The sequence below is a fragment of the Planococcus daihaiensis genome, from assembly GCF_049262615.1.
In the GTDB taxonomy this organism is placed as follows: Bacteria; Bacillota; Bacilli; order Bacillales_A; family Planococcaceae; genus Planococcus.
Window position 1 is genome coordinate 1,017,482 of record NZ_CP175504.1, and the last position, 20,782, is coordinate 1,038,263.

General features: G+C 46.3%; 21 protein-coding genes. 5 read left to right on the forward strand and 16 right to left on the reverse strand.

Features of this window, described 5'->3' with window-relative positions:
• Window positions 1-132: 132 nt before the first annotated feature.
• Window positions 133-963, reverse strand: coding sequence for a VLRF1 family aeRF1-type release factor (locus DHX103_RS04765; protein WP_422124129.1), 831 nt, complete (start codon window positions 961-963; stop codon window positions 133-135).
• A 162-nt stretch (window positions 964-1,125) separates the two neighbouring features.
• Here DHX103_RS04765 and DHX103_RS04770 point away from each other — a divergent pair, with 162 nt between their 5' ends.
• Entirely contained in the window at window positions 1,126-1,434 is a 309-nt protein-coding gene (locus tag DHX103_RS04770) for a DUF3243 domain-containing protein (protein WP_422124130.1), read from the forward strand.
• A gap of 92 nt (window positions 1,435-1,526) precedes the next feature.
• Here DHX103_RS04770 and DHX103_RS04775 read toward each other — a convergent pair whose 3' ends face one another.
• From DHX103_RS04775 to DHX103_RS04830, 12 genes are all read right to left on the reverse strand, one after another.
• Window positions 1,527-3,656: an ATP-dependent helicase gene (locus DHX103_RS04775; protein ID WP_422124131.1), complete on the reverse strand. Its 2,130-nt coding sequence runs from the start codon at window positions 3,654-3,656 to the stop codon at window positions 1,527-1,529.
• Between the two features lie 139 nt (window positions 3,657-3,795).
• On the reverse strand, window positions 3,796-4,329 hold the full coding sequence (locus tag DHX103_RS04780; protein WP_422124132.1) for a general stress protein: 534 nt from the start codon (window positions 4,327-4,329) through the stop codon (window positions 3,796-3,798).
• A 65-nt stretch (window positions 4,330-4,394) separates the two neighbouring features.
• A complete protein-coding gene (locus DHX103_RS04785) occupies window positions 4,395-4,595 on the reverse strand; it encodes a YwbE family protein (protein WP_422124133.1) in 201 nt (66 codons plus the stop codon).
• An 88-nt stretch (window positions 4,596-4,683) separates the two neighbouring features.
• Window positions 4,684-5,802: a YsnF/AvaK domain-containing protein gene (locus DHX103_RS04790; protein ID WP_422124134.1), complete on the reverse strand. Its 1,119-nt coding sequence runs from the start codon at window positions 5,800-5,802 to the stop codon at window positions 4,684-4,686.
• Window positions 5,803-5,923: 121 nt separating this feature from the next.
• The gene (locus DHX103_RS04795; protein WP_422124135.1) at window positions 5,924-7,972 is read right to left on the reverse strand and encodes a catalase; all 2,049 of its coding nucleotides are present in this window, start codon (window positions 7,970-7,972) and stop codon (window positions 5,924-5,926) included.
• A 135-nt stretch (window positions 7,973-8,107) separates the two neighbouring features.
• A complete protein-coding gene (locus tag DHX103_RS04800; RefSeq protein WP_422124136.1) occupies window positions 8,108-9,073 on the reverse strand; it encodes a glutaminase in 966 nt (321 codons plus the stop codon).
• A gap of 234 nt (window positions 9,074-9,307) precedes the next feature.
• Window positions 9,308-9,910 carry an alpha/beta hydrolase gene (locus DHX103_RS04805; RefSeq protein WP_422124137.1) on the reverse strand — a complete coding sequence of 201 codons (603 nt, stop codon included), beginning with the start codon at window positions 9,908-9,910 and terminating at the stop codon, window positions 9,308-9,310.
• Window positions 9,911-10,046: 136 nt separating this feature from the next.
• A complete protein-coding gene (gene hslO, locus DHX103_RS04810) occupies window positions 10,047-10,925 on the reverse strand; it encodes an Hsp33 family molecular chaperone HslO (protein ID WP_422124138.1) in 879 nt (292 codons plus the stop codon).
• Between the two features lie 193 nt (window positions 10,926-11,118).
• Window positions 11,119-11,652 carry a chromate transporter gene (locus DHX103_RS04815; protein ID WP_422124139.1) on the reverse strand — a complete coding sequence of 178 codons (534 nt, stop codon included), beginning with the start codon at window positions 11,650-11,652 and terminating at the stop codon, window positions 11,119-11,121.
• On the reverse strand, window positions 11,649-12,200 hold the full coding sequence (locus tag DHX103_RS04820) for a chromate transporter (RefSeq protein WP_422124140.1): 552 nt from the start codon (window positions 12,198-12,200) through the stop codon (window positions 11,649-11,651). The genes DHX103_RS04815 and DHX103_RS04820 overlap by 4 nt, the downstream gene beginning before the upstream one ends.
• 30 nt (window positions 12,201-12,230) lie before the next feature.
• Entirely contained in the window at window positions 12,231-13,835 is a 1,605-nt protein-coding gene (locus tag DHX103_RS04825) for a gamma-glutamyltransferase family protein (RefSeq protein WP_422124141.1), read from the reverse strand.
• Window positions 13,836-14,006: 171 nt separating this feature from the next.
• A complete protein-coding gene (locus DHX103_RS04830) occupies window positions 14,007-14,684 on the reverse strand; it encodes an SOS response-associated peptidase (protein ID WP_422124142.1) in 678 nt (225 codons plus the stop codon).
• A gap of 317 nt (window positions 14,685-15,001) precedes the next feature.
• On the opposite strand from DHX103_RS04830, the gene DHX103_RS04835 reads away from it, so the two are divergent.
• On the forward strand, window positions 15,002-15,433 hold the full coding sequence (locus DHX103_RS04835; RefSeq protein WP_422124143.1) for a hypothetical protein: 432 nt from the start codon (window positions 15,002-15,004) through the stop codon (window positions 15,431-15,433).
• Window positions 15,434-15,487: 54 nt separating this feature from the next.
• On the opposite strand, the gene DHX103_RS04840 is transcribed toward DHX103_RS04835, so the two are convergent.
• Both DHX103_RS04840 and DHX103_RS04845 read right to left on the reverse strand, forming a co-directional pair.
• Complete coding sequence (locus tag DHX103_RS04840) at window positions 15,488-15,679, reverse strand: hypothetical protein (RefSeq protein ID WP_422124144.1); 192 nt, start codon at window positions 15,677-15,679, stop codon at window positions 15,488-15,490.
• A 486-nt stretch (window positions 15,680-16,165) separates the two neighbouring features.
• Entirely contained in the window at window positions 16,166-16,645 is a 480-nt protein-coding gene (locus tag DHX103_RS04845; protein WP_422124145.1) for a metal-dependent hydrolase, read from the reverse strand.
• Window positions 16,646-16,734: 89 nt separating this feature from the next.
• Between DHX103_RS04845 and DHX103_RS04850 the strand changes: the two genes are divergently transcribed.
• The 3 genes from DHX103_RS04850 (at window position 16,735) to DHX103_RS04860 (ending at window position 19,755) form a co-directional block, all read left to right on the forward strand.
• Window positions 16,735-17,385 carry a YfbR-like 5'-deoxynucleotidase gene (locus tag DHX103_RS04850; RefSeq protein ID WP_422124146.1) on the forward strand — a complete coding sequence of 217 codons (651 nt, stop codon included), beginning with the start codon at window positions 16,735-16,737 and terminating at the stop codon, window positions 17,383-17,385.
• A 68-nt stretch (window positions 17,386-17,453) separates the two neighbouring features.
• Window positions 17,454-18,755, forward strand: coding sequence for a hemolysin family protein (locus tag DHX103_RS04855; protein WP_422124147.1), 1,302 nt, complete (start codon window positions 17,454-17,456; stop codon window positions 18,753-18,755).
• Between the two features lie 157 nt (window positions 18,756-18,912).
• Window positions 18,913-19,755, forward strand: a complete 843-nt coding sequence (locus DHX103_RS04860) for a YihY/virulence factor BrkB family protein (protein ID WP_422124148.1) — start codon at window positions 18,913-18,915, stop codon at window positions 19,753-19,755.
• 74 nt (window positions 19,756-19,829) lie between these two features.
• Here the strand turns inward: DHX103_RS04860 and DHX103_RS04865 are convergent, their stop codons facing one another.
• Window positions 19,830-20,780: a dipeptidase gene (locus DHX103_RS04865; protein WP_422124149.1), complete on the reverse strand. Its 951-nt coding sequence runs from the start codon at window positions 20,778-20,780 to the stop codon at window positions 19,830-19,832.
• Between the last annotated feature and the right edge of the window lie 2 nt (window positions 20,781-20,782).

The following is a 20,782-nucleotide window of genomic DNA, read 5'->3' on the forward strand; positions in this document are numbered from 1 at the left end:
ATCAGCGGTTTTTGGTAGTTTATCAGCGATTTTTTTCGGTTTATCAGCGGTTTATCAGCGATTTTTCACGGTTTATCAGCGATTCTATAAAAACGCATAAAAAAACCTCAGCAACCGCTGAGGCTTTTTTCGTTATTTCTCAAAAACTTCGTGCAGGATATTTCCTGGTGCGCTGTTGATCAGGTTTTTGTAAACGCAGCTTTCCGGTTTTTTCGGCAGGGATTTCGCGAAAGACTTAGCGTGCTCAGCATCGCCGACCACATGAATTTCTTCCCATTTGCGTTCTTTTTTTAACTTCTCAATTTTACTGCCCATATCCTTATAGAACCGTTCGAGGTTTTCTTTTAAGCGGTGGTCCAATTCGTCTCCCGGACTGCCACCGCCACTTCCGCCAATCGCTGGACTATTTCCTCTTGTACCGCCAACGGGGCCGGAACTATGGACTCCTTTTTGCTCGGTCCAAACTTCGAGGCCGGAATCGAACTCAAAGAATTTTTCTTCATTGATGATGCCCATTGATGTGTCCAGAATCCGAATGCCTTTCAAACTCGGCAACACCACACCGGCATATGGATAAGCCTTGTACATATATCTCAACTGATCCAATACAGGTTCTGTTTCCCAATGAAAATTGGTTTTAACCGGAACTTGCACATAATGGACAGACCAGAGATCTTTATGCGGAGATGCAAAAATAACGACACCCTTTTGGAGGTCGTCCTTGTTGTCATTTATTTCTCTTTCCACTTTTTTCTTTAAAACCTTATAATTTTTGATTTCGTTTTCGTTATTGGACGCTTCAAGGTACTCTTCCAATCGCTTAAGACCATTCTTCAGATGAATCTTCCAAGCACCATTTTGCGCATTGGAATCTGCGGGATTTGTGTTCAGGTAGACACTTAAAACACAGCGATCGTCACATTTGAAATTTTTTAATTCCTGAATTTCATCGTATAATGTCATTCATCCATCATCCTCCCTATTTCCTTACTTGTTATCTGAATACCCCAACACTTCTGTTTTAAACTGTCATTTCACTAAATTTAAAATGTTACAAAAGTTTAGCTTCCGTTTCTTGTGGTAAACAGTAATTAGTTACAAAAAATCAAAGGAGTGTGTTAAAGAATGGAAAATGTAAACAAAAAAGTTGATGACAAACTGAAAAATTTCGATGATGAGAAGAAAGAGGATATCCTGGCAAACTTCAATCAATTCAAACAATATTTAAGCGATAAAGTTGAGATTGGTGAAAAAATGGGGCTGAGCGATGAGCGCCTGGCACAGATTACTGAAAAAGTTGCAGACTATCTTTCGAAAAATGAAGAACCTAAAAACCGTGAGGAACACCTGCTCCAGGAATTATGGAAAGTCGGCGAAAAAGAAGAGCGCCATATGCTGGCCCATATGTTATTGCGCATGGTACAAAAAGAATAAGACAATTTTGAAGGCAGATTTAAAGGGCATCGGTTCATCCGATGCCCTTTTTGTTTTGCACTGTTCTTATCCCACTGCCACGGTATGCCCCACTACCCGCTTACCAGCTCCAGCAATTTATAGCTGAGGCAAATATCGATCATCAGCTCTTTTCTTTCTTTTGCGAACTGGATTGAAATCCGCTCGTGGTCCCGCTCCACAATTTCTCCGATGCCAAAAACCCGGTGGCGGACTTTGGCGCCTTCAAAAAGAACTTGCTGATCGTTTACAGCATTCGGATTGTCCGGCACCTTGGCTTTTACCGGTGAACTGGCAATCGCTCGCTTGGGCGCTTGCCGCACTTTTTCCGGCAGGATAATATCATTCACTTCATCAATGAACCGGGAACCACTGCCGTAGCTGATCATTTCCAGATGGTTTTTTGCCCGGGTCATGCCCACATAAAAGAGCCGACGCGCTTCTTCCAGCGTATCCGGTTTTTCGGCGTCTTCTTCTGTCGGAATGATGCCTTCCACCAGATCGATCATATAAACGCGTTCGAATTCGAGGCCTTTTGAGCTGTGAAATGTGGACAAGGTCAACATATCGTCCGTTTTTTCAGCTTTTGCCTGCTGAGTCACCGTCTCCAGTTCCTTCAGCCGTTTTGCGAATTCCGTCATCGAAGATAGAGGCTCGGCGATCTGTTCAAGCGTCACCAGAATCTGAGAAAGGTATTGGAGGCGCATGCCGAATTTTTCTGCCCGGCTTGCCAGCATCTGATCGTAGCCGAGCTCGGCCCGGATTGTGCGGATGACTTTCAACGGCTTCATCGCACGCATGGCTTCAAACCATTTTTTCTGTTCGGTGATGATTTTCAATTGGTAATCTTTCATCGTAACGTTCCGCGGAATTTCATCCAGCGCATGCGTGCTTCCTGGTTTCATGCGGCTGAGAAAACGCAATTGGCTCCCCGCCCAATAAGCATTTGTCTTAGAGGCGATTTTCGAATAGATATCCACCCGTTCCGGTTTCAGGCTGAAACGCATGAAATTCAGCATGTCTTCTACAATCCAATGGGAGAAAAAACGATTGTCCGCATCTTTCATATAAAATGGGATCCCCAACCGGTCGAGCTCGCTCATCAAAAGTGTGGAAGACGAATTATTGCGGTATAGAATTGCCACGTCCCCGAAATCATCCAATTGCGCCAATTCCTTCATCAAATATTTCAATTGCGCATCATCTGATGACAAACGCTTCAGCACGATCGGCGCTCCTTTGTCTTGCTTGGTGAACATATTTTTGTCATGGCGTTTTTTATTCGCTTTAATGAACAGGTTTGAAGCATTGACAATCGTTCCGGACGAACGGTAATTGCGCTCCATTTTCATGATGTAGGCCGTCGGGTAAACGTCTTTGAATTTCAATAAATAAGTCGGTTCAGCCGCCCGCCACGTGTAAATCGACTGGTCATCATCCGCTACCACGCAAAGATTCTGATGCTGCTGCACCAGTTTTTCCACGATTGAGTGCTGGACGAGCGAAGTGTCCTGGCTTTCATCGGTCATGACGTAATCCCATTTGTTCTGATATTTTGCCAGCAGCGCAGCGTCTTTTTCAAGCGCTTCGTTCGCCAAAGTCAGCATATCGTCAAAATCGACCAGCCGGGTGTCATGGTTTTCCTTGAATGCTTCGTACGTCTTTAAAATTTCTGCTGCTCCGGTAAACGGTTCTTTCAACCCCGACCAGCGTTCTCTCGGCAGCATCTTGTTTTTGACAAAGCTGATGAAAGACATCAATTCATCCAATTGATCCTCCGTCGCCGGCTCGTCGTTTTCCGTCTGATACATTTCTTTCAATAAACGCTTTTTATGGAGGCCGTTTGTTTCACTGCCTTCAATCATCAGATAGCTGGATTGCGCCAAGTATTCTCTGGTAATGCGAAAAGCCAGGCTGTGGATCGTTGAAAAATCCACCGGCGGCAGTTCCGGGAAGAAGCGTTGAAAGCGTTCCCGCATATCGTTGGCGGAAGCTTTGCTGAAAGTGATCGCTTTGATCCGGTGAGGTGCCACTCCTTTTTCTTCAATGAGATAACCTGTCCGCATGATCATTGTCGTGGTCTTACCTGAACCCGGGCATGCAAGAAGAAGCAGTGGACCTTCGGTGCGTTCCACTGCTTTTCGCTGGATCTTATTCAATTCCACAGCCAATTGCTGTTTTTTCCGTTCAAAAAAATCAGTCATCTCGTGTTCCTCCGAATTTTTTCAATACTGCTATTCTATCACAAAAAATTAACATTTCCCTAAGCCGGAAAATTAAAACGGACAGAGAAAGATCGTTCACTTTCTCCGTCCGCTTCCATTCTATTCATCCAATTTCATGTTACTTTTCAGATCGGGGCCATCGCAACTTTTTTCTTTTTGGCGCAGGACGCTTCCGAATCGGTTCTGCCCTCAGGGGATGGCTGGATTCGTAATGCATACTGTCAATAAAAACCCGTTCTTCTTCAATCCATTCGACTTCTTGCCGCACCAGCAGATTAGCCGGCGGTTCCGCTTCATTGGAAGAAGTTTGCCGGCCAAACGCAGGGTCATATTGCTTTTTATTGCAAAAAAGCAGTATCTTGCCTTCCAGGAGCTCAAGGTAATAAAAAGCCGACTCTCTCGTTTCGTCCGTCATTTCACTGAAATTTAAAGGAAGCGCGCCGCCTTTGAAAAAAATGCCAATCCGCCCCATGCCTTTTCCTTCAGCTGCGTGGTATTCCACATCCGTACGTATTCTGATGCTCGTCAATTGCTCATTAGACCGCGCGATTATATACATATCGTCATCCGAAAAACCTTTTGTTTTCAGCTCTTCGATTTTGCGGAGGACCTCCCGCTCGTCTTCGTAGCTCTCGATGAAATGACAATTCATCTTTCCCACTCCACTCTATCAAGCTACTCATTTTTACCCCGACTCGGAAAACCGCAAACTCGCTGTTATTTAGGATTCAAAATTTCACAAACCCGGCCGACCTGGCCATCTTCCAAACGCACTTTGATGCCGTGTGGATGAGTCGCTGAATTGGTCAGCAGGTCTTTGACAATTCCGGAAGTTTTTTTGCCGCTCCGCTGATCCTGTTTCAAAATCACATTAACTTGTATACCAGGTTTGATGTCGCTTCTTTTTTTGCCGTCCATTTTTCATCTCCACCTTTTCTAAGCTCATCATACGCTATTTTCAGGCAAAATAAAAAGGCGGGGTTTTCCCCGCCTTCATGAAATCCATTTAGAAACGATCACGTTTGTCACGGTCGTCACGGTTTTTGGTGTCATCTGTTAAATTGGTGTCTTCATCAATATCCGCTTCTTCGCGGCGCACCGTGTCACGCACAGTTTCAGTGTCTTCGACTTTGCGTTTGCCGACAACGATTTCCTCGCTGACTACGTCATTTTTGGAAACATTGACGCGTTCCTCGGATATCGGAACATTGATACTTTCATCTTCATTAAAGCCTGTGCCACGGGTATCGGTGGTATCACCATCAACCGGACGACGCTCAACATAGACTTCATCGTGCTCCACTGGAACATCGACTGAACGCTCTTCTTCGACCACGTGCTTGTCGACGTTGACTTCACCTGTTTTGACCTGCTCTTTGTCGACATTCAGGCGTTCTTCATGCAGACGCATTTTTTCTTCATCCGCATTGTCTCTGCCTAATGTGGAATCCGTATAATTATCTTTGTCGCGGTCGCGGTCGCGGTCACGGTCGTAATCTCGATCTTTCGTGTCCGGTGACCCAAGGCCAAATCCTGTACCACTGTCACGGCCGACACCTGCCGTTTCATCGTCTGTCAGACCCTGGTCCATCGATTGTCCTTCACGGAGTGCACCGTCTCTTCTATTATAATGCTCTTCATTTTCTTCATTTGTATCCACAGTCAGTCCATCGCGCGCTACTGTACCTGATTCCACGTATCCCGGAGAATTCGGATCTGTGACGTCGGACCCGGTTCCTGCCCCTGTTCTGCCATATGCCTGATTGTCATGCGACGCTTTGCCTTCATAGGAAGCTCCAAGTTCCTGGTCTACGAACAGCAGGATTTTGCCGTTTTGAACTTCGTTATAATACCGATCCGATTCATCTTTATCCAGCCCCATACCTGAAAACGCTTCACGGGTTGAGTCGTCTCCAGACAGGAATCCCATGAATTTATCCATCCAATTGCCTTCAGAGGATTTGTAATCTACATCCGTTCGGCCGCGCACCATTGAAATTTGATCCTTGTCGCGTGCCATTACATACATATCTTCTTCTTTAGAACCAGTTGCTTTCAGTTCTTCAATCTTAGCCAGAACCTCTGATTCGGAGTCGAACGTTCCCATAAATTTATTGTTGGTCATTTTATATTCCTCCAATTTTTATGATTCTGTTGATAAGATGTATCTATGCTAGATTTACCCGCCTTCGGCATCCTGAAACGTAAATTGACTTCAATGGTTCTTTTGGATTATTTTAAACTCATCAGTCTATTTCCCGATTCCAATGCCTGTGTGCGCTGATTGCCGCTAAAAATTCTTCAGTGAATGTCCCCATATTTTCTCCAATAATTACGCCCGGCTGCTCTCTCATTTTCACATTATGAAGCCATTTGACGCCTTCATGCGTTGCGCCAATCGGTTTGTAATGCTCAAATGCCTCAGCAATATATCTGGCTCCTTCTTTTGCGAACTTCTTGTTGATAGCCGGGCCGCCCACTGCGTAAATGGCATCGAACAATACCGGATCTGCTGTCGCAAAAGTGTGGTCCACCTTCATCTTGGTTCCACCAGAGCCGACCAGTAACCCCTGGATTTCACTGATGATTTCGTACTGAACTCCTTTTCCCTTGAACTCTTTCAGCACGTTTTCCAAATCTTCGCTATTGAAATCCGAGGCCAGCAAAATTCCGACTTTACGGGTCATCGGTGTTTTGATGGTATTTTTCTGGCTTAATGCGGGCGAAGTCTTTTCGGGCAATGAAGCACCGCCTGCAGGTGGTTCCACTCCGATATTCCGGGCAATTTGCTGGCTCATTTTCCAGTCAGCACTGGCAAACATGTCAACCACCTGTTGGCGAACGGATACTTCTTTGCATTTGCCGAGTTCAAAACTGAAGGCTTCTATAATATGTTTTTGTTCGGGTTCTGACATACTGTTCCAAAACATCGCCGCCTGTGAAAAGTGGTCATCGAAGCTGTCACTCCGTGCCCGGACTTTTCGTCCCTCCATCTTCTCCTGGTAATGGCTGTATCCGCCGTCCGCTTCATTGACCGGTGCCGGCGTGTTATTCGCCAATGAATTTTTATTGTACGCCACCTGCCCTTTGTTGATCGTCATCCGGTTGGAGCCGTCCCGTTGATTATTATGGAAAGGGCATACCGAGCGATTGATCGGCAGTTCGTGGAAATTTGGGCCGCCCAGACGAATCAATTGGGTATCGGTATAAGAAAACAACCGTCCCTGCAATAAAGGATCGTTGGAAAAATCGATTCCGGGCACTACATGACCAGGATGGAATGCCACCTGCTCAGTTTCGGCAAAGTAATTATCGACATTTCGGTTGAGTGTCATCTTGCCGACAATCTGAATCGGTATTTCTTCCTGCGGCCAGATTTTTGTCGCATCCAAAATATCAAAATCGAATTTATGTTCATCTTCTTCGGCAATTATTTGTACGCCAAGTTCATATTCGGGAAAATCGCCATTTTCAATTGCTTCATATAAATCCTTCCGGTTAAAATCGGGATCTTTGCCTGCAATTTTTTGCGCTTCATCCCACACCAACGAATGGACACCAAGCGTCGATTTCCAATTGAATTTGACAAAATGGGCTTTGCCTTCCGCGTTCACGAAGCGAAACGCATGCACGCCGAATCCGTCCATCATGCGGAAACTTCTGGGAATCGCACGGTCCGACATGAGCCACATGACCATATTGGCCGATTCCTGGTTATTGGCCACAAAATCCCAGAATGTGTCATGCGCGCCTGAAGCCTGCGGCATTTCATTATGCGGTTCCGGTTTGATGGCATGAACCAAATCGGGAAATTTAATGGCATCCTGGATAAAGAAAACCGGCATATTATTTGCGACCAGATCATAATTCCCTTCTTCTGTATAGAATTTTGTTGCAAAGCCCCTTGCATCTCTGACGGTTTCACCGGACCCGCGAGATCCTGCAACTGTGGAAAACCGCACGAACACCGGCGTCTTTTTCCCTTTTTCGGACAGGAATCCCGCCTTGGTCAAATGCGCAAGTGAATCGTAGGCCTCGAATTCACCGTGCGCAGCAAAGCCCCGGGCATGAACGACGCGCTCCGGAATTCGCTCATGGTCAAAATGAGTCATTTTTTCCCGGAAATGAAAATCTTCCATCAAGGTAGGTCCCCTGACTCCCGCTTTTAACGAATGTTCATCGTCAGCGACTTTCAACCCCTGATTGGTCGTCAGCGCTTCACCGGAATCAGTCGTTCTGAACTCATCCAATTGCTTGTTTTTCGAGTTTTCATCAACTTTTGGATTTTTCTTCATAATCCCTCTCCTTTTATTGATTTGGTCGTCGTTTTAAAATACCCTTCAATTAGCAAACGAAAACAAAAATATCAGAATTATCAGTAATTTACCAATAAAAAAATTCACAGGTTCCGTGTGAACCCGTGAATTTCTTTAAAATATACTTAAATCCCATTCTTTTGATATTTGGCGCAGCATCATCGTCCCTGCCGCACTGTTGCCCTGCACGTCAATGGCAGGTCCATAAACACCGATTCCGGCCCCGGCGCGGAATTCATACGTCTGCGAGTGGAGCTTCGGCGGAACGGCAGCCATGATGCCGCCGGACACCCCACTTTTCGCTGGAATGCCGACGTGAGCTGCGAAATTCCCCGAAGAATTATACATGCCGCAAGTCACCATAAGAACTTTTGCCACCTGGGCAATTTCATCCGAGAAATGTTTTACTTTTGTAATTGGATTATAACCATCATAAGCGATGATCAACCCGATCAGCGCCAGATCCTGCGTCGAAACTTTGATGGAACATTGGCGGATGTAGATATCGAGCGCTTCTTCCACTTCGATTTCGAGGAATTTGGCTTCTTTCAAATAATAGGCCAATGCCCGGTTGCGGTGGGATGCTTTCCATTCCGAATCATAAACTTCCCGGTCCATTTCAAGGGGATGTCCGACAAGCTCTTCCAGAAAATGCAGAAGGTATTCGTATTTCTTCTGGCTCGTCTGTCCGGGCAGCAATGCGGACATCGTAATAGCCCCTGCATTGATGAACGGATTGAATGGCTTGTTTGGCCGGTGGATTTCAAAAGGAATTATGGAGTTGAATGCTTCTCCGGTCGGTTCCACATCCACTCTTTCCAATACAAAGTCCAATCCATAATGGTCACATAATGCGATAAACGTCAACGCTTTGGAAATGCTTTGGAGAGTGAACTCGATGTCTGTATCGCCTGCGCAATAATAATGCCCTTCTTCATCAAGCATGCAGATGCCCAATTTGCTCGGATCGGCTTTGCCGAGCTCGGGTATGTATTGCGCCGTCGTGCCCAGAATAACGTGCCCTCTGTTTTCTTCGATCCATTTTTCGAGCTGCTGCTGTATTCTTGGATTCGTTTGCACAAGATCCCTCCTTTATTTTCGCTGTGGTCTTATTGTGCCTGAAAAAGGGCTGAAATGCCACGAAAAGCGACAGCGAGAGATGGCGCATAATTTTAGGGCCATCTCTTGCGACGAAGCAGCGGAGCGATGCAGGAGCAACATTTTCCGTTACTGGCAAGACCGAAGCGACCCGAAGAGCTGGGCCACTGGAGTCTGGACAAAAAATCCTCCTGCGCCCGCAGGAGGATAGTTTCCCTATATTTTGCTGTACCAAACTTTGGCTGCTTCGACTTCGGGCATCGTCAGCTGGTGGCCTTGATCTTCCCAGTGAAGCTCGACGCTTGCGCCGGCTTCTGCCAGCAGTTTTTCAAGGTCTTCCGATTCCTGGGCCGGACAGATCGGATCATTCGTTCCTGCGGCAATGAAAACGGGCGTGCCGGTGAGTGAAGGAATATCAGCTTCGCGATTGGGCACCATTGGATGGTGGAGAATGGCTGCCTTTAATGCATCCTTGAAGCTGAACAGCAAGTTGGCAGCGATGTTCGCCCCATTCGAATAGCCGACAGCGACAACGTTTGAGCGGTCAAAACCATATTGTTCCGCTGAATCAGCGATAAATTGATGCAATTCTTCCGTTCGCACTTTCAGGTCTTCCATGTCAAAAACGCCTTCTGACAATCGTTTGAAAAATCTTGGCATGCCATTTTCAGAAACATTTCCGCGGACACTCAATACTGAAGCTTCCGGATCGATATGCGCTGCAAGCGGCATTAAGTCATTCTCAGTGCCACCTGTTCCGTGAAGCAACAGCAACACCGGTTTTTGCGGATTGGTTCCCATTTTAAAAATATGTTTCATCTAAATAACCTCCTGTACTTTATATTCTTCCATTCAATTCCTTTCTTAAGGGTAAATCAAACTTATCTCGAATTCAAGATATTTGTTTCCAATAAAAAAAAAGAAGCCCACCGCTTTTAAGCAGGGGACTCTGACATTATTTTGCCTGTTCCAAAAGATTCTCCAGATTTTCTTTGGAGAAATGGTATTTTTCATTGCAGAAATGGCATTCCGCTTCTGCTTTGCCGTCAGTTTCAATCATATCTGCAATTTCTTCTGTTCCCAGGCTGGTTATAACATTTGTAAGCCGCTCGCGAGAACATTGGCAATTGAATGTCACCGGCATTTCAGCCAGTATTTTCACATTTTCTTTTCCGAGCACTTCATGAAGAATGTCTTCAGGCGTCATGCCCTCATTGATCATTTTCGAAATCGTCGGGATGGCCGTCAACCGTTCTTCAATCGACACAATGATTTCTTCCGAAGTACCCGGCATCAATTGGATGATAAATCCGCCGGAAGCCAGAATCGTGTTGTCCGGATTGACGATTACGCCAACTCCAACCGATGAGGGAACCTGTTCGGACGTAACGATATAATGCGTAAAATCTTCACCGATTTCACCGGATACAATGGGCACCTGGCCGGTAAATGGCTGAAGCAGCCCGATATCTTTTGACACGGAAAAAGTGCCGTCCGTCCCAACCGCTCTCCGTACATCGAGCTTGCCGATTTCATTCAGATCGAAATGGGTCTGCGGATTGGAAACATAACCTCTCACTTCGCCTTTGGCATTGGCATCCACGAGAATATTGCCGATTGGCCCGCCGCCATTGATCCGGATGGTCAGTTTTTCTTCACCTTTCATCATGGCACCCATCATGACACTCGCTGTCATCGAGCGGCCCAGCGCTGCCGAAGCAGTCGGCCATGTGTAATGCCGGCGCTGCGCTTCCCCAACTGTGTCGGTCGTTCTTGCTGCATATGCACGAACCTGGCCATCAAAAGCCAGAGCTTTTATCAAATAATCTCCCATTATTCATCCCACTCCTAATAAAGCGTAATGCCGGCATATGCCAGCAGCTTTTCTTCTATTTAAATTCCAAGCTTTAAAGTTTAACTTTATACAGATTAAAACCTCCACCTTTAAAAGTAAATATTTTTGCCTGCCACCGGTTCCAGACAACAAAAAATGCCACCCGCAAAAGCGGATGGCTGGTTGTGAATCATTAAAACAGGCCGCTGACCGCCCCAAAAGCGAGTGCCAGCAGAATGACAATTGCGGGATGCAGCCTTCGAACCTCGAGCAGCCAATAACTCGCGACGATCAGGAAGACCGTCTGGATGCCACCGGAAGCGCCATACGAAGTGACGAAGAATTGCACCGCCATTGCCCCCAGTAGAATGGCAATTACCGGGCGGACCAGTTTCGTGATATTTTTGACTTTCGGAGAATCTTTGTACTTCATCAACGTTACCATCAGCCCGATCATCAACACAAGTGAAGGGGCGACAGAGGCAAACAGCGCAATTACCGAACCCAGGATGCCGCCTTCCGTGTAGCCGATGTAGCCAGCCATCTTGGTCGCCACCGGTCCCGGCAACGCATTGCCGAGTGCCAGCACTTCACCGAATTCTTCGGTCGTCATCCAGCCGTAGCGGTCGACCACTTCTTTCTCCACAAGCGGAATCGACGCGGGGCCACCACCGTAGCCCAAAATCCCGGGAATAAAGAAGGCAAGGAAAATAGACCAATAAATCATTCAGCCTCCTCCCTTCTTTTGACCGGCAGGAATACGAGTACCAGAATTGCCAGAATCAGAAATGCGGGATGCACACCGAAATATTCCATCAGAATACCGGAAATCACGGTGTAGAAAATTGCCCGACCCCAGCCAAGGGAGTCACGTGATTTTTTCAAAAAATCCAGTGTCAGAATTGCCAGCATCACGCCGACGACCGGCACAACAGCCTCTGACATGCCCGCCACCCAGGCAATCTCTTTATACTGCTGCATCACACCCAACAGCAAAATCATCAACAGGACCGTCGGCACAACGCTGGCGATCAAAGCGACCAGGCAGCCGGCCAATCCGTTTACCCGGTAGCCAATATAGCCGGCCATCTTCGTGGCGATGGGCCCGGGCATCGTATTCGACAAGGCTAACGTGTCGCCGAACTCATCGTCATCCATCCATTTATATTTTTTCACCACTTCTTGCTGAAACAGTGGAATTGCAGAAGGGCCACCTCCGAATCCGAGCATTCCCACACGAAAAAAGGCCATAAAAATATCTTTGTTTAAGTTCATGCGGAATTTTCTTCCTTTCGTTTCGATGTTTTACCAGGCAGCTATCGCGCCGTCTGTCCGTGACTCGGTGCCGCCGGCCAGCACACCCGTTTCTGGGTTGCGCCAAATAATCTGACCGCGTCCGAAACTGCCGCCATCTGTTGCAACTTGGATTGCGTGCCCTTTTCTTGCTAATGCCTGCGCGAGATAATTCGGGAAATTCGGTTCCAGCAAAACGGTTTTGCCTTCCATCCACTGCCATCTCGGTGCATCGAGCGCCGACTGCGGATTAAGCAGATAATCGATGGTATTCGTTACAACCTGGAAATGGCCCTGCGGCTGCATGTATCCCCCCATGACACCGAAAGGTCCGACAGCTTTGCCTTCTTTCGTCAGGAAGCCCGGAATAATTGTATGGAACGTTTTTTTACCGCCGACCAGCACATTCGGATGATCTTCATCCAATGAAAAATCTGCTCCGCGGTTCTGCATGCCGATGCCCGTCCCAGGAATCACAATGCCGGAGCCGAAGCCCATATAATTGCTCTGGATATAGGAAATCATATTGCCTTCCTCGTCCGCCGCCGCCAAATAGACCGTTCCGCCTTTCGGCAAATCGTATGGAGCTGGCTCCGAAGCCAGTTCACCAATGGTTTCAGCACGCTTTTCAGCATATTCTTCCGACAGCAAATGCTCGGTTTTCACCGGCATCGCCTGCGGCTCGGTGATGAATGCTTTACCATCCGTAAATGCCAGTTTCATTGATTCAATCTGCTCGTGCAGCGTTTCGGCCGATTGCCATTTCGGTTCTTTCATTTTCTTGAAGATATTGAGCGCCATCAACGCGACTAAGCCCTGGCCATTCGGGGGAATTTCCCAAACATCATAGCCTTTATAATGCGCAGAAATCGGTTCCACCCATTCAGGCTGATAAGCGGCAAGGTCTTCTTTTGTCAGGAAGCCGCCATGTTCTTTCATATATGTATCAATTTTTTCTGCAATGGCCCCTTCGTAAAACGAACGCGCATCGGTGTCGCCAATATCTTTCAGCGTGGCTGCATGTCCTGGTGAAGACCACATTTCACCGATTTCGGGCGACTTGCCTTCAGGTGCGAACGTGTCGAACCATGCCTGATATTCTGCAGTAGTGAAAGTCTTCTCAAACTTGGCGTAAGCGGATTTCCAATATTTCCCGAGAATCGGCGTCAGCGGATAGCCTTCTTCCGCATAACGGATGGCCGGCTTCAGCGTTTCAGCGAGTGACAGCTTACCGAATTTCTTTGAAAGTTCTGCCCATGCTGCCGGCACTCCGGGAACAGTAATCGGAATGACGCCGTGCACCGGCATCTTGTCGTGCCCCAATGCTTTCACCGCTTCAACGGAAATGCTTTTCGGCGCCGGACCTGAACTGTTCAAGCCGTGAAGCTTGTCTTTCATCCACACCAAAGCGAACGCATCTCCGCCAATGCCATTGGACGTTGGCTCCACGACGGTCAATGCAGCTGCTGTGGCGATTGCCGCATCAATTGCATTGCCGCCTTTTTGCATAATTTCAAGACCTGCTTGCGCTGCAAGCGGCTGCGAAGTGGCAACCATCCCTTTTTTCGAAAATACAGTATGCCTCTGAGAAGCAAACGGATGATTTAAGTAATCCATAATTATTCCTCCAGTTCTGAATTTGAGTCCTTTTTTTTAAAAGCTGTACAAAAACACCTGATTGATCCAGGTTGTGCATCAACTTGTTTCGCCTCACTCAATAGTAGCATAATACAAAAAACAAGAGGACCGGCTTTCCAGCCCTCTCTCCTATTTATATTGCAGAAAAAATCAGCCTATTTTCCGGATCAGCTCCGGGTTATTGTTTTTGGGTGAATTGACTTCATCGGACACTTGGTACGCTTCCAGTTCGCCGTCGTCAAATGGTTCCAATAAACTCTTCAGTAATTCGATATCCTGGACATTCGGATCCAGCCAGATCTTTTCAGCTTCCTTGGATAAAATTACCGGCATGCGGTCATGGATGGAGGCCATCAATTTATTCGGTTTGGTGGTTAGGATGGAGCAGCTGTTGACCGTTTCTCCTTCAGGAGATGTCCAGGATTCCCACAGCCCTGCAAAAGCGAACGGCTCTCCGGATTTCATCCCAATCAGCATCGGTGTTTTCCCCTTCTCATCTTTTCTCCATTCGTAGAAAGCATCCGCCACGATGAGACACCGCTTCTTTTTGAAGGCGTTGCGGAAGCTCGGTTTTTCAGCTGCCGTTTCGGCGCGGGCATTGATCATCTTATAGCCTATTTTCGCTTCTTTTGCCCAGGGTGGAATCAGCCCCCATTGCAGCTTCCCAAGACGGTTCTTGTGGCCATCGCTGACAACTGCCGCCACTTGCTGGGAAGGGGCAATATTATAACTTTGCACATATTCCTCTTCCCCGAACGAATCCTGCTCGATGTCAAAGCGTTCCAGTATCACCTTATAATCAGCATACAACGCAAATCTTCCGCACATAGCTACCACCCTTTCCCAATAATTGTATCTTTTTTTCTGATAAAATAACAGAAACGCCATGTCTGCCCATAAACCTGTGCATCACCCACTACTTTTTGCTGTTAAATCTCACAGTTATTTATTCCCCATTCTATAGATTTACGCACATTTTCATCAAAAAAACATAAATACAATAAAATACTTCCTATTATTTTACATAAAATGTAAATACCCTGTTTATTATTTCTTGATTCCTTTTAATATGAAGTGTCGTAAACCCTTTCCTAAGGAAAGAGTGTTATAATAAGTATACATTGATTTCTGTAAGGAGGAATAACATGGCTACTGCACGAGAAATGAGTTTGGTCAATAAAGATTTCCTGGTAGAAGAACTCGGGCTGAAGCAACAGGGCAATTCGGCTGTATTTACAAATGAGGATACATTTGTATTGTCACCCTCTGTTCAGCGATATGAAAAAGGATTTGATGTCAGTGATTTCACCCTGGCGAAATATGATCCGGAGAAGCACCAAGGTTTCCTGATTGTTCGCTATATGGATACTTTTCTGATGGCCAAGCTCGAAAGTTTCATTGGTAAAATGATGCCTCCTGAGCTGCAAATCACGAAGAAAAACACGAAACCACATTGGAAATTCACTGTAGCCGAAAATCCGGCTTATCATATTGTCAACACGCAGAACAAAGAATTGCGCTACCGTTTACAGGAACCATCCAAAAAGCAAATTCTTTCATACTTCAATAAACTGTAAAAAGTTTAAAGGCAGCTTCCATGCACATGTGCATGGAAGCTGCCTTTTTTTTTGCTATTCTTTTTCATTTTCACGGATTGGAGTCTTTTCGTCCCCTGTACCGGTATTGCTGTGCGCGCCTTCTTTGCGCAATTGTTCCCCGTCACGCTGTTCGGAATTTTTTCCGCCAAAACTGCCATGGTTCTGGCCGCCGCGCCGTATGCTTTTGTTCTCTTGCTCCCGGTCGGAAAATTCCTGTTTGCTCATGGATGTTCCTCCTAAAGATTGTCTTGTTCGTCCTATTCCCCAATCCCCTTAAAGAAAACACCCATAGTAGCCGATATTCCGCAAAACAAGCTTCGAAGACATTAGCCGACGCTTGCGAGGCTAAGTCTTTGCGACGAAGCAGCGCAGCGATGCAGGAGCACGGCTTTTACACCTACCTAAGTTAGTGGACCAACCTAGTGGATCTGCACTTCGTCGAAATGAAAGAGCGTTGCTCCCCTGGGCGTCTACGCTGTTTTGCTCCATATCTCTAGAGATTTCTCTCAGCAAAGGCGCGCCTCTAGGAGCAGGCGAATGCCGCCGGAGCAAAAGACAAGTGACCTTCTCGGATTATTGCAGGAGCCAAGGTGTGCCACACAAATATGGCACCTCCTTTGCGACGAACTTACGCAGGAGAATAACCTTTGCCTTTGTCCATAGCCCCGAAGTCTAATGAAAAATATAATTCTTTACTTCAACTTATATATTTCAATAAACGAAGTCGAAAGCCGAATAACCGAAATAGACGGCGAGAAACGACAGCAATGCAAAAATCACATTTTCAGTTGCGCCGCCTGTTTTTGTGGTGACCGGGAAACGCACTGTCGTTTGAATGGGGAACAATAATTTGATGCCGTTTTTCGTGGCCATGTCGAGTAAGAGATGGCTGCCCATTCCCACCAGCAGACCGGCGGCAAGCGCCTCGCTCGGCAGGAATTTTATAAATAGAAAGGCCGCCATCATCAAAAAGAGCAGACTATGGGTGAATGTCCGGTGGCCGAAAAGCACATTGATGATTTTGGATAAGAACGGAAACGTCCGACCGATTTTGCTGCCGCCGTGGCAGATGTCCGGTATCAGCGCTCCCACTGCGCCCGCTCCGAGTAAGAGGAGCGGGTCGTAATTCGTAATTTGTGCGAATGCAAGACTTGCTGTTACGCCGCCAATGATGTGAGTTTTTCCTGTCATGCCGATTCTCCTTCTGTCGTATACTCTTTTATTATACGGAAAAAAGGGTATGCTGAAGGTATAGAATGATAGAAAAAGGAGTTTTAGTTATGGGAATTCATACATTTTTCACATCACTGAACGATTTGGAACGTATTATCCGGGCTCCCGGCCGATTTAAATTCGAAGAACATAATGTCGCTGCCCATTCCTGGAAGGTCAGCCAGTACGCCATGTTCTTTGCGACAATCGAAGAGCGCGCCGGGCGTGATATCGACTGGAAATCGCTTTATGAAAAAACCATCAACCACGATTTCGCGGAAGTTTTTATCGGCGATATCAAAACACCGGTCAAGCATTCCTCACCCGAGCTGAAGGAAATGATTTCCAAGGTTGAAGAAGGGATGATGGAAAAGTTCATCTTCCGGGAGATCCCGGAAGAATTCCAACAGGTCTTTTTCGACCGCATGAAAGAAGGCAAAGACGCAACGATTGAAGGGCGTCTGCTGGAACTGGCTGACAAGCTGGACCAGTTCTATGAATCTTTCAATGAAATGAAACGGGGCAACGCGGATCCGGAATTCGGCAAAATGTACCGTATCGCATTGACAAAACTGCTGAATATACCGCTCGAAGCCAGCGTCGGCTATTTTAAGAATATCCTGCTCGAAGATGTGATCAACGAAGACAGTGTCATCGACGTCAAAGAAATTACGTTGCAGGTGCTCGAACGTCACAAGCATTCGCCATATATTTCCTAATCACCTTGTGGTAAATTAGTTATAGTACAAATCAATCCGGAGGTGAATCCCTTAGTCAAGGGAATTTATTGGACCCCATACTTTTAGTGAATGCAGCGTTATTCGTTTTATTAATTTTATTTACAGCCATTTTTGTCGGAGCGGAATTTGCATTGGTGAAAGTCCGCATGTCCCGCATCGATCAATTGATTGAAGAAGGCAATAAGCGGGCCGGTCTTGTCAAAAAGATCCTGAATGACCTCGATTATTACCTGTCCGCTTGTCAACTGGGCATCACCATGACCGCACTTGGACTGGGCTGGCTTGGCAAACCTGCCGTTGAGCAGCTCATCCTGCCATTTTTCAGGGATTTCGGCTTGACGAATTCATCCGCGTTAGTGATTTCATTCATTCTCGCATTTTCATTGGTGACTTTTCTCCACGTGGTAATCGGCGAAATGACGCCAAAGTCTCTTGCGTTGCACTCAGCTGAACGCATGACACTCGCGCTTTCCCCTGTCCTGTATGTGTTCGGAAGAATCATGGCGCCGTTTATTTTCATAATGACAGGAACTTCGCGGCTGTTGCTGCGTATTTTTGGTGTGCAGCCATCAATCGCCGAACAAGGACATTCGGAAGAGGAATTGAAAATCATCATGGCACAAAGCTTCCAAAGCGGCGAAATCAATCAGGCGGAATTGTCCTATATGCAAAACATTTTCGCTTTTGATGAACGCAGCACGAAAGATGTCATGGTGCCGCGGACGCAAATGATCGCTTTTCCTGATACCCTTACTTCCCAGGAATTATTGGAGGAAATTCGGGAACACCGCTTCACACGCTACCCGATCGCCCGTGACGGCGATAAAGACGACCTTGTCGGCTTTATCAACGCCAAGGAAATTTTAACCCATTACGCGATCAATGGTTCCGTCCAAATGACGGAGTTGATCCATAGCCTTCCTTATTTTCATGAGACAACACCTCTGCAGACAGCCTTGGTGAAAATGCAGAAAGACCGTACCCATATCGCTCTCGTGATTGATGAATATGGCGGTACTTCCGGTTTGGTCACAATGGAAGACATTCTCGAAGAAATTGTTGGGGAGATCCGGGATGAATTTGATGAAGATGAAGAAGCGGATATTATTAAAGAAAACGAACAACGTTATGTATTGAACGGCCGGGTGCTTTTGAAAGATCTCGAGGAGCGTTTCGGATTCGAGTTCGATGACAGCGAAGACATTGATACGATTGCCGGTTGGATCCAACATCAATTGATTGAAGCCGAGATCGGCAGCACGCTTGAAAGGAATAGTTTCCGCTGGTCTATTATGGAAATGGAAAACCATCATATCCTGAAAATCTCTCTTGATATATTGGGTGAGTAAAATCAGGGACAGAGAAGAGTGAACCTTTTCTCTGTCCCTGTTTCTTTATTTCTTGATAATCCTCCTTTTTCTTCCTTAATATACTGCTTTAGGGTTAACGGGTGCTCCAAGCGGGCATACAAAATATAGGGAATTTTAAAAATTGGAGGTTGAATATATGGGAAAAGCAAAATCCTACGGAAAAGAATTCGGGGCAAAGTTCAAAAATGACAATGCCACCATTCTGGCAGCAGCACAGGCTTATTATTATCTCCTTGCCATCGTGCCATTATTGATCCTGCTGCTGTCCATCCTGCCGTATCTGCAAATAGATCCGCAGCGCGTTATGGATTTTATGGGCACGATACTTCCGGGAGAAGTTGCCTCAACCTTTGAAGATACCATTGTCAGTGTCGTTACAACACCATCCGGTGGTCTGTTGACTTTCGGTATTCTGGGTACATTATGGTCCGCTTCAAACGCCGTTACAGCCTTTATCAAAGCGACGAACGAAGCGTACGATGTGGAAGAAACCAGGTCGTTCATCGTACAGAAAGGCCTTGCCATCCTGTTGACGCTGTTCATGCTGATTGCAGTCATCGTTGCGCTGGTGCTGCCCATTTTTGGCGGTTCCATCATCAATGCGATCAGCTCGTTCCTGAACTTACCACCAGAGACAGAAATTCTGTTCCAGGTTCTTCGCTGGGTCATTTCGATTGCAGTTATGAGCATCGTGTTGGCGTTTATGTACAAATTTGCACCAAACAAACACTTCCCGTTTAAAGAAGTCCTGATTGGCGCATTAGTGGCGACTATATTGTGGCAGCTTGTATCGCTGGGCTTTTCGTTCTATGTATCAAATTTCGGAAGCTTCGATGCCACCTACGGCAGTCTTGGCGGTTTGATTGTATTGATGTTATGGTTCTTCCTGACTGGCCTGATTCTCGTGATCGGCGCTGAAATCAATGCCATCATCCATAAAAAGAAAAACGTAAAGAACGAACCGGCTAAAGTACATTAAGAATTGACAGAAAAACCCCTTTTACCTTCAGCGTGCAGCTGTTCAAGGTAAAAGGGGTTTTATTTACATAGATTTCACATTGGCAAATGATGCATGAAATTCCGATGTGCGAAGCCTTCCACTTGTGTTTCGGTATAATGTTTCTGCAGTTCATTGATCAAGTTTGGATAATCACCTGCGTTTTTCAATTCTTCCGTATAGATTTTGATGCCGTCAAAATCAGAACCGAATCCGATATGGTCCACTCCGCCCAGCGAACAAAAATGGTCGATATGCCGAATCAGGTCCGCAATTGTCGCCGGCTTTGCTTCTGTATTAATGAATTCCGGAAAGAAAACGACATTGACCATGGCATTTATGCTGAACATGGCTCTTGCTTGTTCATCGCTTAAATTCCTGGCATGATCACATAATGATCGAGCATTGGAATGACTGGCAATCGGATAATTCGCTTCCTCAAGAACATCCCAGAAAGCCTTTTCGGACAAGTGGGAAACATCGGTGAATACGCGGTTTTGGTTATTTGCTCTGACAACATCTTTTCCGAACAGCGTCAATCCGGCACCTCTAGGCTCTCCGATGCCGTCTGCACATAAATTTGCGTAATTCCATGTCAGTCCGACTGACAGAACGCCAAGTCGAAATAGATGGCGCAGCTTGCCGAGATCATTGCCAATCGGTTCTGCACCTTCAAGCGTCAACACCGCTCCAATTTCATCTTCCTTTAAATTATGGATGTCTTCCCATTTCCTGATATGTCGCATCCGTGGATTTTTACCTACTATCTCCAAATGAAAAAGGTCGACCTGTTCCAGGGCATGCTGCCATTTCTCATCAGAAGGAAGATCCGGATGCAGGAAAACCGCAAAAAATTGGACTTTGATGCCGCCTGCATGCAAGCGCTGAAAATTTGTATCCAGTCTCTCTGCATTGTCAAAGTTCAGTAACGGCGCATGGTAAAGAGAATCTCTTTTGGCCACTTGCATTTTAAATAAAGCGTCACAATGTGTATCAATAATTTTCAATT

What these genes read in the sequence shown, in the direction of transcription:
- DHX103_RS04765 (WP_422124129.1), bottom strand. Translation starts at nt 963, where the DNA reads ATGACATTATACGATGAAATTCAGGAATTAAAAAATTTCAAATGTGAC.
- DHX103_RS04770 (WP_422124130.1), top strand. Translation starts at nt 1,126, where the DNA reads ATGGAAAATGTAAACAAAAAAGTTGATGACAAACTGAAAAATTTCGAT.
- DHX103_RS04775 (WP_422124131.1), bottom strand. Translation starts at nt 3,656, where the DNA reads ATGACTGATTTTTTTGAACGGAAAAAACAGCAATTGGCTGTGGAATTG.
- DHX103_RS04780 (WP_422124132.1), bottom strand. Translation starts at nt 4,329, where the DNA reads ATGAATTGTCATTTCATCGAGAGCTACGAAGACGAGCGGGAGGTCCTC.
- DHX103_RS04785 (WP_422124133.1), bottom strand. Translation starts at nt 4,595, where the DNA reads ATGGACGGCAAAAAAAGAAGCGACATCAAACCTGGTATACAAGTTAAT.
- DHX103_RS04790 (WP_422124134.1), bottom strand. Translation starts at nt 5,802, where the DNA reads ATGACCAACAATAAATTTATGGGAACGTTCGACTCCGAATCAGAGGTT.
- DHX103_RS04795 (WP_422124135.1), bottom strand. Translation starts at nt 7,972, where the DNA reads ATGAAGAAAAATCCAAAAGTTGATGAAAACTCGAAAAACAAGCAATTG.
- DHX103_RS04805 (WP_422124137.1), bottom strand. Translation starts at nt 9,910, where the DNA reads ATGAAACATATTTTTAAAATGGGAACCAATCCGCAAAAACCGGTGTTG.
- hslO (WP_422124138.1), bottom strand. Translation starts at nt 10,925, where the DNA reads ATGGGAGATTATTTGATAAAAGCTCTGGCTTTTGATGGCCAGGTTCGT.
- DHX103_RS04815 (WP_422124139.1), bottom strand. Translation starts at nt 11,652, where the DNA reads ATGATTTATTGGTCTATTTTCCTTGCCTTCTTTATTCCCGGGATTTTG.
- DHX103_RS04820 (WP_422124140.1), bottom strand. Translation starts at nt 12,200, where the DNA reads ATGAACTTAAACAAAGATATTTTTATGGCCTTTTTTCGTGTGGGAATG.
- DHX103_RS04825 (WP_422124141.1), bottom strand. Translation starts at nt 13,835, where the DNA reads ATGGATTACTTAAATCATCCGTTTGCTTCTCAGAGGCATACTGTATTT.
- DHX103_RS04830 (WP_422124142.1), bottom strand. Translation starts at nt 14,684, where the DNA reads ATGTGCGGAAGATTTGCGTTGTATGCTGATTATAAGGTGATACTGGAA.
- DHX103_RS04835 (WP_422124143.1), top strand. Translation starts at nt 15,002, where the DNA reads ATGGCTACTGCACGAGAAATGAGTTTGGTCAATAAAGATTTCCTGGTA.
- DHX103_RS04840 (WP_422124144.1), bottom strand. Translation starts at nt 15,679, where the DNA reads ATGAGCAAACAGGAATTTTCCGACCGGGAGCAAGAGAACAAAAGCATA.
- DHX103_RS04845 (WP_422124145.1), bottom strand. Translation starts at nt 16,645, where the DNA reads ATGACAGGAAAAACTCACATCATTGGCGGCGTAACAGCAAGTCTTGCA.
- DHX103_RS04850 (WP_422124146.1), top strand. Translation starts at nt 16,735, where the DNA reads ATGGGAATTCATACATTTTTCACATCACTGAACGATTTGGAACGTATT.
- DHX103_RS04860 (WP_422124148.1), top strand. Translation starts at nt 18,913, where the DNA reads ATGGGAAAAGCAAAATCCTACGGAAAAGAATTCGGGGCAAAGTTCAAA.